Origin of the sequence: Microbacterium sp. (genome assembly GCF_047972865.1) — a bacterium.
In the GTDB taxonomy this organism is placed as follows: domain Bacteria; phylum Actinomycetota; class Actinomycetes; order Actinomycetales; family Microbacteriaceae; genus Microbacterium.
This window is the reverse complement of the sequence record NZ_JBKEAY010000192.1, coordinates 1-11872: the sequence shown is the minus strand read 5'-3', so window position 1 is coordinate 11872 and position 11872 is coordinate 1. Positions and strand designations below refer to the sequence as shown.

Genomic DNA, 11872 nt, shown 5'->3' with positions numbered 1-11872 from the left:
GGTGAGGGACTTCCGTCCCGCCGACTCCGCAACCACCCCGCACCCCGGGCACCCGACCGGACCCGGAGGCGACTCGGCATCAATCACCAGCAGACCCTCGTCACGCCCCACGCCGACGACGTGGAGGCCGTCGAGGCCGACGAGCAGATCGCAACGGACACAGTACGACGAGTCGGATGCGCACCGCACAGCGCACCCCATAGAGTCAAGAGAGTCCGCACAACATCCCTGTCCCTCAGGCCGTACTGCGCCCACCACACCGGCGGCTTCTTGTTGCCTGCACGTCCACTCATGCGCTGTCGTCTGGACGGCCAGGATCGGCTCATGAACATCGCCGTGCGCGGACACGTCGTGGCCGTCATCGTCGATCCACAGGTTCGCGTAGAACGCCTCCAGGATCTGCGTCTTCACACTCTCAGCCGCACACCGGTTCGCCCCGCGACCGATTGCAAGACCGCGCTCCTACTGCGCCAGCGCCCGTCCGAGCAGCTCGCGCAGACGGTCGTAGTGTTGTTCGGCGACGTTTCGGCGGTAGGGCGCGAGGTCGGGGACGGTGAAACCGTGCCCGGCGTTCTCGTACAGTTCCGAGGTGTAGGTCCGGCCGGCGTCGGCGAGCGCCGTCTCGACGGTCGCGATGTTCTCAGGGGTGGCGGTCGGGTCGGCGTCGGCATGACCGAGGTAGTACTCGGCCCGCGTGTCGGCGAAGTGGCGGTGGACGCTGTCCGGGGTGTCTTGGACGAGCCCCCCGGTGTGGAAGGCCCCCACGGCCGACACCACCTCGGGGCGGGACTCGGCTGCCCGCAACGCCTGCAGGCCCCCGAAGCAATAGCCGGCGGTCGCGACGGCGCCCTCGGCGACGCCGTCGGCGCCGCGCAGCGCGTCGACGAAGTACCCGGCATCGGCCACGGCATCGGCACGATCGACGCTCCCGACGCGCTCGGCCAGCCCCACCTCGCCGATCCGCGCCCACCCCTCCGGTGTGCTCAAGTCGATCTTCGGGATCATCTGCTCGATGGTCCCGGACCGGTAGAAGTAGTTCGGCATGAGCACGACGTAGCCCCAGTTCGCGACCCGCTCGGCCATGTCTTCGAACGCGGGACGCACGCCCATCGCATCGGGGTAGTACACCACCCCCGGGTACTCCCCCGGCTCGTCCGGGGCGATCAGCAGGGCCTCGGCGACGCCGTCGTCGGTCGTGATGGTGATGTTCGTGGTGCGTGTCACGGTGTTCCTCCGCATCGGTTCCCCTCCTGTCTACACCGACGCGCACCGATGCACACCGCCCCGCGCGAGCGCTGCCCAGCCGGGGCGCGGGGGCCGCCCGGCACTGGGCCCGGTGGCAATAGGCTGGCCACATGAAGATGTCATCGGCACTCGAACAGGCTTTCAACGCACAGGTGACCCTGGAGATGCAGGCGTCGATCGTGTATCGCCAGCTGGCGATCGAGTTGGACAACATGGACCTCCCCGGCATGGCCTCGTGGCTGCGCGAGCAGGCCGAGGAGGAGGTCGTGCACGCCAACAAGTTCATCGACCACATGCTCGATCGCGACAACCACCCCCGCATCGGGGCGATCGCCGCCCCCACGGTCGACGTCGAGACGGTCCACGACGCGTTCACCGCCGCCTATCAGCACGAGCAGAAGGTGTCCGAGGCGATCCGCACCCTCTACCGCACCGCTGAGCAGGAGGGCGACCTCGACTCCCGCCCGCTGCTGGACTGGTTCCTGACCGAGCAGATCGAGGAAGAGGCGACGGTGTCGACGATCCTCAGCCACCTGGAGATCATCAAAGATGACGGCCCCGGCCTGCTCCGCCTCGACAACGAGCTCGGCCAGCGTCCGACCCAAAGCGCCTGACCGGCGCCACCGCGGGAAACCCCACGGAACCGGCTGGGTCGGGTTCTTCGGTTTCTCCTCCCTCGCCCTGGTGTGGCTTTGGACCGCCGCGCGGGCCTATCGGGCGATCCGCGCGCACGACGTCGCCGCGCACCAGGCGTGGATGATCCGCAACTACGCCCTCACCTACGGCGCGGTGACCTTGCGAATCATCACCCCGGTGCTGATCGTGGCCACGCTGGTGCTGGGAACCCCCACGGCATACTCCTCGGCGTTCGCCAACGCGTATGCTGCAGTTCCGTTCCTGGCGTGGCTGCCGAATCTGCTGGTGGCGGAGTGGCTGATCCGCCGCCGCGGCTTGCCAAGCTACCGCCTCACCCGCGGAAACCTCGGTGCGGTCACGGCAGAACCGGGAACGCGCCGCGAAGACTCAGCATGAGGTCGAGGATGTGCTGGACGATGATCGTCGACAGGATCACCCCGGCCATCGCCGACACCGCCAGGGTCGCGATCCACACCCAGAGCGCCGCAAGACCTGCGCCGGTGCGCCGCACCAGCACCACCGTGCGACCGATGACGTACACGCCGATGCCGAGGACGAACACGAACGCGGCGAAACCCCAAGAGAACGGCTTCGGGATGCCGCGCCGCGACAGCTCACGCCAATCCAGCCACGCGAACAGCACCGATCCCACGCCCACCACGAGCGCGATCAGCGTCCCGCCGATCCAGGCCAGATTCACGGTGGCGTACAGGCCGGAAAGACCCGAAGACAACGCGGTCGACGCACCGCCGACGAAGAGAGCCTCCCAGTCGATGAAGAACGGCGGCACGACCCCAAGCAGCGGGACGATGGTCGCCAGGTAGACCCACACCGTCCCGGTCGGCACGCCTTCGGCCGGCCGCGGAACGGTCGAGGCCGGAATCGTCCGGCCATCGGCCGCGCGCGGTACCACCGCCGGCACCACGGATGCCGGCGACCGCACAGCCCCCGGCACAACCCCCGGCATCGGGGTGCGGTCCGCCGTCCACGCGGTGCCGGTCCACCACCGCAGCACCGACGCATTCTCCGGGTCCGGATACCACCCGGCCGGTGCCGTCACGGTTGCACCAGAACCGCACCGGCGTGGGCGAGTTCGGCCAACGCCGCGTCGCTCGACTCCGGGGCGACACCGGCGACCAGCCCGGTGAGCACCCGTACCCGCTGGCCGTGCGCGAGGGCATCCACCGCAGACGCCCGCACGCAGTAGTCGGTCGCGATGCCGGTGACGTCCACCTCGGTCACGCCGTGGCCGGTGAGGAGCTCGGCCACGGTCTCACCGGCGTCGGTCGTGCCCTCGAACAGCGAATACGCCGGGATGCCCTGGCCCTTCTTCACGTGGTGCGTCACGGCGTCGGTGACAAGCCCCGGGTCGTAGTCCGCGCCCGGCGTTCCGGCGACGCAGTGCACGGGCCAGGTGTCGACGTAATCGGGCTCGCCGGTGGCGAAGTGCCCGCCGTTGTCACTGTCGGCGTCGTGCCAGTCGCGTGACGCGATGATCAGCCCGTAGTCGGATGCGCGGTCCGCCAGGTGAGCGGTGATCCCCGCTGCCACAGCATCTCCCCCGGCCACCCCCAGCGCGCCGCCCTCGGTGAAGTCGTTCTGGACATCGACGATGAACAGTACCCGCGTCATACCTTGAGCGTACGCCGATCCTCAGACTCCGTCTCCGCCGCGTCGGCGTCTCGCCGTGCGAGTCTCGACGGCCACCAGATGACCCGGCCGAGGTCGTACGCCACCGCCGGCACCAACAGCGACCGCACCACGAACGTGTCGAGCAACACCCCGAACGCCACGATGAACGCCAGCTGCGCGAGGAACAGGATCGGGATGACCCCGAGCGCGGCGAAGGTGGCCGCCAGCACCAGACCGGCCGACGTGATCACCCCGCCGGTGGCCACCAGACCCCGCAGGATGCCCTCGCGAGTGCCGTGCGCGAGCGACTCCTCGCGCACCCGCGACATCAGGAAGATGTTGTAATCGACTCCGAGCGCCACCAGGAACACGAATCCGTACAGCGGCACCGCCGGGTCCGCCCCGGGGAAGTCGAACACCCCGTTGAACACGAGCGCACTCACGCCCATCGCCGCACCGAACGAGACGATCACGCTGAGGATCAGCAGCACCGGGGCCACGACGGCGCGCAGCAGCAGCATCAGGATGACCAGGATCACCACCAGGATCACCGGGATGATGACGGTGCGGTCACGGATCGACGTGTCATTGCTGTCGAGGTCGAGCGCGGTCGGCCCGCCCACGAGCGCGTCGGGGATGCCGGTGTGCAGACCGGTGCGCAACTCGGTGATGGTCTCCTCCGCCGCGAGCGAATCGGAGGCATCGGTGAGCGTGGCGACCAGCATCACCTCACCGTCGACCGTCGTCGGGTCGGGAACCGGGATGCCGGGCGGACCGGCAACGGTGTAGGTCACGTCAGCCCCGTCGACGGAGACACCGACCTGTCCCGTCGGCGAGTCCTGGGCCACGGCCGCGACCGAGTCGACGCCGTCGGAGCCGGCAAGGGTCGTCGCGGCGGCCGCGACGTCACCCTCGGGAACGATCACATAGGCAGGCGCGCCGGAACCTGCCGGGAAATGGTCGGCGAGCACCACCTGGCCGTCGCGCGCCTCCGACGCGCCGAGCACGAGGTCGCTAGCGGGGACGCCGTCAGCCTTCAGCTGCAGGACTCCGGCCGTGGCCACCAGCAGCACGAGGGTGCTGACGATCCACACCGGCCGCGCGTGCCGGGCGATCAGTCGCGCCTGCCGCGGCCAGAAGCCGCGCACGGGCGCGTCGGCGAGGCGGGCGGGCAGTTCGGTGCCGCCGTGTCGCGGCACGAACGGCCAGAACGCCGCGCGGCCGAACACCGCCAGCAGCGCGGGCAGGAAGGTCAGCGCCGACAGCAACGAGAACACGATGCCGATCGACGCGATCGGCCCGAGCGCGCGGTTGCTGGCCAGATCGCTGAGCAGGAGGCACAGCAGCCCCGCGATCACGGTGCCCCCCGAGGCGACGATCGGCTCGAACGATCCGCGCCACGCGGTCATCGTGGCCTGCCAACGCCCCTGGCCGCTGCCGATCGCTTCTCGGAACCGGGCGACGTAGAGCAGGGCGTAGTCGGTCGCGGCACCGATCACCAGGATGAACAGGATTCCCTGCACCTGCCCGTTGAGCACCACGATGCCCGCTTTGGCGAGCCACCACACCGTCAGAAGGGCCACGCACAGCGCGAACACCGAGGTCAGTAGCACGAGAATCGGAAGCAGCGGGGAGCGGTAGACGATGACGAGGATGACGAACACGGCGCCGAGCGCGACACTCAGCAGCAGTCCGTCGATGCCGAGGAAGCCCTTCACGAGGTCGGCGGTGAATCCGGCCGGCCCGGTGACCCAGGCCTCGACGCCGGCGGGAAGGTCGTCGGCGAGCATCGCACGGATCTCTTCCACCGTGTCGCGCACTTCCCCGTTGGAGTCGATCGGCACGAACACCTGGGCCGCCGCGCCGTCCTCGGACGGAATCGCCGGGGACACCTCCCCCACACCGTTGATGTCGGCGATGTCAGCAACGACGGACTGCAGGTCGGCGAGCCGGTCGGCGTCCATGCCGCCGTCGGCGGTGAGGACGATGACGGCGGGCACCGAATCGGTACCGGTGAATTCGCTCAGTCGCTCCTGCACCTGCGTGGACTCGGCGCTCGCGGGCAGGAACGTCGACTGGTCGTTGGTCGACACCTCGTCGACCCTGCCGAAGTAGGGCCCGCCGACCGCTCCGCCGACGAGCCAGATCGCGATGAGGAGCACCGGAAGGCCGACACGCAGCCAACGGGACGGTTGGTGAGTTCGGGGCATATCGCTAGCTTATCTAGCAAATATCGAAACGGCCAACACCCGCACGTGTCCAAAATTCGGTCCCGCACCACCGCCGGCGAGCTGCACCCGCGCGATCCCGCCGCGCGCGGCGCGCCGAATCGGCACGCGGACTGAATGTTGAACGGGTCAGCCTTGCCGTCGGCTCGACCTCTATGCTGTGAGGCGATGACCGCCGCCGCCCTCGCCCTACTCGGCGCCCTCGTCTACGGATCGGCCGACTTCCTCGGCGGGCTGGCCGCTCGACGGCTGCGCGCCATCGTGGTGACCGCGACGGCGGCCGCGAGCGGGTTGGTCGTCCTCGCGCTGGTGTACCCGGTGTTCGGCGGGGCCTGGTCAGCCCCGGATGTGATGTGGGGCGCGATCTCGGGCGCGACCGGAGCAGTCGCGATCGGCTTGCTCTACGCGTGTCTGGCGATCGGGCCGATGAGCATCCTGTCCCCGGTGACCGCCGTGGTCTCGGCGATCGCGCCGATACTGTGGGCCCTGCTCATCGAATCCGAGCGACTCTCACCGTGGGGTTACATCGGGCTGCCGGTGGCACTGGTGGCGATCATCCTCGTGGCGTTCCTCCCCGGCGAGAAGATCGTCCGTCCATCCGCGCGCGGGCTGCTGATGGCGGTCGGATCGGGACTGGCGATCGGCGCCTTCCTCATCATCATCGATCAGACCTCCGAGGCCAGTGGCATCGTGCCCCTCCTCATGAACCGGCTCGTCAACGCGGCGATCACAGGGGGCATCGTGGGAATTCTGGTGGTCGCGGCCCTCCGCCGCGGTCGACGCGCCCGCGTCGCACTGACCCCGTCCGCACGTCCCGCCAGCGTCGCCCCTGGGGGAGGTGCGGATGCCGAGCGACGCGGCGAACCCGGGGCCGCTGCGGTGACCGCGACGATCCGCCGCGGGTGGCTGCTGGCGATCGTCTGCGGTGTGCTCGACGCCGGGGCCAACGTCTTGCTTTTGCTGGCGCTTCGCGCCGACGGCGACCTCGCTGTCGTCTCCGCGTTGACCGCGCTGTATCCAGCGGGGACGGTCCTGCTGGCGGCGATGCTGTTACGGGAGCGGATCGCGGCCGTCCAGTGGATCGGACTGGCACTCGCGGTAACCGCGGGGGCACTGCTGGCCGCGGCGTAACGCCGCCGACGGCAGGACCGGAAGGCCCGCACACTACATGCGGAGATTGCTGTGGCCGACCACGACGCCGGTCACCGTGACCACGACATCGGTAGGCCGGCGGCGCAAATCTCGCGTCCCCGGACCCGCGGATCCGAGCGCACGTCCGTGGCGCCGAGTGCGGTGTTCTCCGTGGGCTCGTGCATGGCGGCACGGGCGCTGCGGCTCACGGAACTCGCCGCCTGCCAGACCAGCGACCGAGTGAACGCAGTGGTGTCGCGCGCAGGACCCTCGGTCAGCCTTGGCGGCCCTTGAAACGCGGGTTGAGCTTGTTGATGACGTAGACCCGGCCACGGCGGCGCACCACCTGTGCCCCGGGCTGGTTCTTGAGGGACTTGATCGACGCGCGGACTTTCATGACAACTCCTAAATGAGAACACTTATCATTTATCAGCATACCGGCAGCAATAAGAACGAGGAGCAACGGTGGATACAGTGGGCGTGGTCGCGGTGGTCGGAACATGCGGGCCGGAACGGGGCCGGTACGCGACGCAGCTGGCCGAGCTGACGAACCGGTCGCTCATTTCCGCATCTCTCCTGGCCGGCTCTCCCAATCCGGCCCAGGAGGCAGCGGTACTGTCGTCGTGGACGAACCCCACCGCAGGAGCGGTGGTGGAAGTTCCCGATGACGTTCCCACCACCGAGCTGATCGGCGCCCTCTCCGACTTCGACGACCGCACCCAACTGCTCGGAGTGGTCTGTGTGGTCGATGCCGCGCACCTGTGCGACGACTTGCGTCGGGATGACTACCTGGCGCTCCGCGACGCCGACAGCGGGATCGCCGCGCCACTCGAGGCGCGCGCGCACCTCACGACCTGGCAGATCGAGTTCGCCTCGTCGATCGTGCTCGTAAACTGGCAGCCCCTCGCACCTCCAGATCTCGCGATCGTGATGGCGCTGCTGAGCCACCTGAGCCCGCACGCGCGCCTTCGGCTGCAGCAGGGTTCCGTCGATGACCTCGAGCCAGACGAACCCTACTCGATCGAGCAGGAGCACCCGGGGTGGGTGTGTCTGCTCAACGGGAGCTTCGACCCGCACCTGACCGACCCGCGCGTCAGCGCCTTCCGGTATGAGCAGGTCCGCCCGCTGCACCCTGGCCGGCTCGCCCAACTGCTTGACAACCGAATCGACCCCGGCGAGTTCGGTACCGTCGTGCGCTCCGCCGGGTTTTGCCGGCTCGCCACCCGCGCACGCATCGTGGCCCAGTGGGAGCACGTCGGCCGCGTGATCGCTCTGAACCCGCTCGCGCTCGACGAGCGCCTCGATGACGGGGACGAGCTGCTCGCGCTCGGCCAGGACATCGCATTCATCGGGGTCGACCTCGACCACGCCCGACTCGCCGCGGCGCTCGACGAGGCTGCGCTCACCGATGCCGAGTTCGCCGCCGGCCCTGCCTCCTGGGCAGCGTTCCCTGACCCGTTCCCGGTCTGGACGAAGGCCGCCGACCGCCGCTAATGAGCTCGACTCGCCAGCGCGAGCGTTCTGCGCTCGCCTGCGGCACTGGTTCGCGAGGTGGACCTGCGGCGCGCCACGGCAAAGCTGACCTCCGGCGGCCACGGGAGACCACCACTCCCGGCGGGGAACCGGCCGCCCTGGACGACGTCATGGTGCTCATTCGGCGCCGGGGCCGCCTCGACGCGTCCGCCGTCATGTCTCCCGGAGAGCCGTGATGATCGTGCTACCACCGGGGGTGCGCTCCGTGCCATGGATGGCGAAGCCCGCTGTGGCCAGTGACCGGACGAAGACGAGTTCGGTCGGCGGCGGCGGTTCGTCCTCGTCCTCCTCACCGGTCGTGACGGGCGGGGACGATTGATGCAGAGGCGCAAGGTCGGGGGCGGCTCGGGTCTGGGCCCACCACCGCGCCCATGCAGACACGTCGTGCTCATCTCGCGCTGCACCGACGTCGGTTGTGGTGGGGGCGTCTGCGGCGAACCGCTCGACCGTGATGAGTGCTCCCCCGGGAGCCAGCAACGACCGGCATTCACGCAGCAGCACGAGCAGCCCAGCACTGTCGAAGTAGTGCACGAAAGCCGATGACACGATGATGTCGAAGGCACCTTCGCCCGCGAAGCGGGAGCCCAGCGTGTTCGCACCCGCTGTAGCGCACTCGAAACGGGCCGTCCCCTGTGCGGCACGCGCAAGGCCGATGAGCAGGGGGTCGGCATCCACCCCGATGACACGACAGGCCGGTGGCAGTGCGGCGGCGAGTCGGCGCGTCAGTGTGCCCGGCCCGCATCCCAGGTCGAGGATCCGCGCCATCCGGCCGTCGTTGGGGAGTCCGCCGTGGTGCGGCAACGGGCGCAAGGTCGCCAGGCGTGCCGCGATGAGCGAGATCGTCCTCTCCCAGCGCACGTCGTAGTCGGGAAAGTAGTACCGATGCATGGCGTCCCACGCCTCGAAGCGCTCACGGATGCGCTCCGTCAGCGCGTCCGGGGGCTGCCCCGCTCGTCGCTCCTCACTCACCGCTGACTGCTGCCTCCCGGAGTCACCACGGGACGCTCCCCCACCGCGGAGACGACAGGATCGCCCGGATAGAGGCTCCTCAGCAGCTCCTGCGTCATCACTTCTCTGGCTTCACCCCGCGGTCCGGTGGTCCCGTCGCGCAGGAGCGTGACGGCATCGTCGCAGAACCACAGCACGTGGTTCGGATCGTGCGAACACACCAGGATCCCCTTTCCGCTGTCGTGCGCCAGGTGCCGGATCGTCTCCCAGGTCATCAGTTGGTTGCCGAAGTCCAGGCTTGCCGTGGGCTCGTCAAGGAGGAGATAGGGGGAATTCTGCGTGAGTGCGCGAGCGATCAGCACGAGTTGGCGCTGCCCGCCGCTCAGAGCGGTGAAGGGACGCTCCGCAAGATCGAGCAGGCCGAGCCCGTGCAGATGCCGCAGGGCGACCTCGATATCGGTTGAAGAAGGACCGGCCAGCCTCGCTCCCGCTCCCATCACGACCATGTCTCGCACCGTGTGCGGGAACGCGGCACGGTGGTCCTGCGGGACGAAGGCGATACGGCGAGCCACCTGCTTCGCGTTCCACCGCCGCGTCGACTCACCGTCGACACGAACATCGCCGCTGTGGGGCAGCTGCCCCAGGATGCAACGAAAGAGCGTCGACTTGCCCGTCCCGTTCGGGCCGAACAGCGCCGTGACGGTCCCGGGCGGCACCTCGAGAGAGACTCCGTCGAGCACGCGGCTCGCTCTCGGGTACCCGAAAGTGACCTCCGTGACGACGAGGCTCACGAGTTGCCCCAGTGGGTGGTGCGCCGGCGCAGCAGGACGATCAACAACGGTGCGCCGAGGACCGACGTGATGATGCCGATCGGCAGCTCGCCGGAGTAGATCGTGCGTGCGATGTCATCGCAGGCCACCAGAAAGGCCGCCCCCAGCATCGCGGAGAACGGGATCAGTACGCGATTGTCCACGCCCACGACGAATCGCGCCGCGTGCGGGATCAGCAGACCGACCCATGCGATGATGCCCGATACGGAAACGGCGATCGCGGTCAATGCCGTCGCCGCGACCACGACCCACAGGCGCAGGGGCCGCGGAGCGACGCCGAGCGCGCGACATTCCTCGTCGCCCAGCGACAGGATGTTCAGTCGCCATCCGAGCAGCGAAAGCACCAACACGCCCGCAATCGTCACCGGTACAGCCAGCGCTACCTGGTCCCATTGTGCGGTGTAGAAGCCGCCCATCACCCAGAAGACGAGACGTCGAAGCTGCGCATCGGATGCGGCGTATTGGAACAGCGAGAACATCGCCATGAAGAAGGACCCGACAACGATTCCAGCCAGCACGAGCACCAACGTGGAGCGATCCCCTCGCACCCTGGACACGGCGAACGTCACCGCCACCGCGAGGAGGCCGCCGACGAAGGCCAGCCCCTGCGCCGAAAAGGGGACCGCGGTGATCACAATCGCCACGCCGGCGCCGAAAGCCGCACCGGAAGAGACGCCGAGCACGTACGGTTCCACGAGCGGGTTGCGGAACGTGGCCTGGAACGCAGCCCCGCTGACGGCCAACGCTGCCCCCACGGCGGCTGCCAGCAGCACCCGGACCATGCGAATGTCCCAGACGACCGAGGAGTGCACGCCCGCGACATCGCTCCGCGTCAGCGGCGCCAACAGTGCCGCGACCACATCCGGCAACGGGATCCAAAACGCTCCGATGCCGAGGGAGACCACACATGACACCACCAGCGTGATCGCCGCGCCGACGACGAGCCACACGGCCCGTCGTCGGCGCGAGGATGAGACACGCAGTGCAGCGCCGATGTCGTGCTGAGCTGCCGTGGGCGCAGCGGGACTCACTCCGAGCTTCCGGGCATCCACTGCTGGTCGAGGATCGCTTGCTCTGCGCCGGCCTCGTCGAGCCCGTACACGTCCTGATAGAACTCGCGTTCCCGCTGTGCGACGTCGATGTCGGCGAACTGATCGGGATAGAGCATCGACGCGATCTTCAGCATCGCGATCGGTGTTTCGATCGTCGGGCGCCACTCATCGAACCCGAGATCGACAATCCGTCCGCTCTCCAGCGCCGACAGGCTCGCGACCGACGACCAGTTGAGACCCACGGTCTCTCCGGCCCGGATCTGATCGACACTCAGGTACCCCTCGTGGCCGATCACGACGAGCGACGCGGGATCGAGATCGAGTAGTTGCTCCTCCGCGACGGGAATGAACGTGCCGGGGCCCTCGACCACGTTCACCGCACCCAGCACGTCGGTCAGCATGTACGACTGGATGCGGTGCTGACCCATCAGGTAGTTGGTGGTGGCGAAGCTCGCTGCTTCTGGCCGGTCCTGCTCCGACAGTTCGGGAACGCGATCTGTCACCTCCGCGATGCCGTCCTTCACCCGGTCGATGACCGCGGTCGTATCGGCGGAACGGTCATAGACCTGTCCGACGATGTCGACGATCTCCCACGCCCGGTCCAGGGTCGGCTCATCGAAGTTCGAGGGTGACATCA

General features: G+C 68.7%; 13 protein-coding genes and 1 pseudogene. 4 read left to right on the top strand and 10 right to left on the bottom strand.

What is annotated here, in order from left to right; all coding sequences use genetic code 11:
• Positions 1-411 (bottom strand): annotated as a pseudogene (locus tag ACK5KK_RS11485) (hypothetical protein); the annotation flags it as partial.
• Positions 412-462: 51 nt separating this feature from the next.
• Positions 463-1224: a dienelactone hydrolase family protein gene (locus ACK5KK_RS11480; protein ID WP_416890217.1), complete on the bottom strand. Its 762-nt coding sequence runs from the start codon at positions 1222-1224 to the stop codon at positions 463-465.
• A 131-nt stretch (positions 1225-1355) separates the two neighbouring features.
• On the opposite strand from ACK5KK_RS11480, the gene ACK5KK_RS11475 reads away from it, so the two are divergent.
• Positions 1356-1859, top strand: a complete 504-nt coding sequence (locus ACK5KK_RS11475) for a ferritin (protein WP_416890216.1) — start codon at positions 1356-1358, stop codon at positions 1857-1859.
• A complete protein-coding gene (locus ACK5KK_RS11470; RefSeq protein WP_416890215.1) occupies positions 1795-2277 on the top strand; it encodes a DUF2306 domain-containing protein in 483 nt (160 codons plus the stop codon). Before ACK5KK_RS11475 ends, ACK5KK_RS11470 begins: the two co-directional genes overlap by 65 nt.
• On the opposite strand, the gene ACK5KK_RS11465 is transcribed toward ACK5KK_RS11470, so the two are convergent.
• From ACK5KK_RS11465 to ACK5KK_RS11455, 3 genes are read right to left on the bottom strand one after another with little or no spacing between them, the layout of a single operon-like run.
• On the bottom strand, positions 2237-2941 hold the full coding sequence (locus tag ACK5KK_RS11465) for a DUF2510 domain-containing protein (RefSeq protein WP_416890214.1): 705 nt from the start codon (positions 2939-2941) through the stop codon (positions 2237-2239). The two genes, ACK5KK_RS11470 and ACK5KK_RS11465, sit on opposite strands and share 41 nt — an antisense overlap.
• The gene (locus tag ACK5KK_RS11460) at positions 2938-3513 is read right to left on the bottom strand and encodes an isochorismatase family protein (protein ID WP_416890213.1); all 576 of its coding nucleotides are present in this window, start codon (positions 3511-3513) and stop codon (positions 2938-2940) included. The genes ACK5KK_RS11465 and ACK5KK_RS11460 overlap by 4 nt, the downstream gene beginning before the upstream one ends.
• Complete coding sequence (locus ACK5KK_RS11455) at positions 3510-5723, bottom strand: MMPL family transporter (protein ID WP_416890212.1); 2214 nt, start codon at positions 5721-5723, stop codon at positions 3510-3512. Before ACK5KK_RS11455 ends, ACK5KK_RS11460 begins: the two co-directional genes overlap by 4 nt.
• Positions 5724-5909: 186 nt before the next feature.
• Between ACK5KK_RS11455 and ACK5KK_RS11450 the strand changes: the two genes are divergently transcribed.
• Positions 5910-6872, top strand: a complete 963-nt coding sequence (locus tag ACK5KK_RS11450) for an EamA family transporter (RefSeq protein ID WP_416890211.1) — start codon at positions 5910-5912, stop codon at positions 6870-6872.
• Between the two features lie 274 nt (positions 6873-7146).
• On the opposite strand, the gene ykgO is transcribed toward ACK5KK_RS11450, so the two are convergent.
• Positions 7147-7269 carry a type B 50S ribosomal protein L36 gene (gene ykgO / locus ACK5KK_RS11445; protein ID WP_023951906.1) on the bottom strand — a complete coding sequence of 41 codons (123 nt, stop codon included), beginning with the start codon at positions 7267-7269 and terminating at the stop codon, positions 7147-7149.
• A gap of 68 nt (positions 7270-7337) precedes the next feature.
• Here ykgO and ACK5KK_RS11440 point away from each other — a divergent pair, with 68 nt between their 5' ends.
• A complete protein-coding gene (locus tag ACK5KK_RS11440) occupies positions 7338-8366 on the top strand; it encodes a GTP-binding protein (RefSeq protein WP_416890210.1) in 1029 nt (342 codons plus the stop codon).
• A 192-nt stretch (positions 8367-8558) separates the two neighbouring features.
• On the opposite strand, the gene ACK5KK_RS11435 is transcribed toward ACK5KK_RS11440, so the two are convergent.
• From ACK5KK_RS11435 to ACK5KK_RS11420, 4 genes are all read right to left on the bottom strand, one after another.
• Positions 8559-9374 (bottom strand): class I SAM-dependent methyltransferase, encoded by an 816-nt coding sequence (locus ACK5KK_RS11435; RefSeq protein ID WP_416890209.1) that lies wholly within the window; start codon positions 9372-9374, stop codon positions 8559-8561.
• Positions 9371-10144: an ABC transporter ATP-binding protein gene (locus tag ACK5KK_RS11430; protein WP_416890208.1), complete on the bottom strand. Its 774-nt coding sequence runs from the start codon at positions 10142-10144 to the stop codon at positions 9371-9373. The genes ACK5KK_RS11435 and ACK5KK_RS11430 overlap by 4 nt, the downstream gene beginning before the upstream one ends.
• A complete protein-coding gene (locus ACK5KK_RS11425; RefSeq protein ID WP_416890207.1) occupies positions 10141-11133 on the bottom strand; it encodes a FecCD family ABC transporter permease in 993 nt (330 codons plus the stop codon). Before ACK5KK_RS11425 ends, ACK5KK_RS11430 begins: the two co-directional genes overlap by 4 nt.
• Before the next feature lie 77 nt (positions 11134-11210).
• A partial coding sequence (locus ACK5KK_RS11420) for an ABC transporter substrate-binding protein (RefSeq protein WP_416890206.1) occupies positions 11211-11872 on the bottom strand: 662 nt, incomplete at its 5' end.

Coding starts and splice junctions, on each gene's coding strand:
- ACK5KK_RS11460 (WP_416890213.1), bottom strand. CDS start 3,513: ATGACGCGGGTACTGTTCATCGTCGATGTCCAGAACGACTTCACCGAG.
- ACK5KK_RS11470 (WP_416890215.1), top strand. CDS start 1,795: ATGACGGCCCCGGCCTGCTCCGCCTCGACAACGAGCTCGGCCAGCGTC.
- ACK5KK_RS11455 (WP_416890212.1), bottom strand. CDS start 5,723: ATGCCCCGAACTCACCAACCGTCCCGTTGGCTGCGTGTCGGCCTTCCG.
- ACK5KK_RS11475 (WP_416890216.1), top strand. CDS start 1,356: ATGAAGATGTCATCGGCACTCGAACAGGCTTTCAACGCACAGGTGACC.
- ACK5KK_RS11450 (WP_416890211.1), top strand. CDS start 5,910: ATGACCGCCGCCGCCCTCGCCCTACTCGGCGCCCTCGTCTACGGATCG.
- ykgO (WP_023951906.1), bottom strand. CDS start 7,269: ATGAAAGTCCGCGCGTCGATCAAGTCCCTCAAGAACCAGCCCGGGGCA.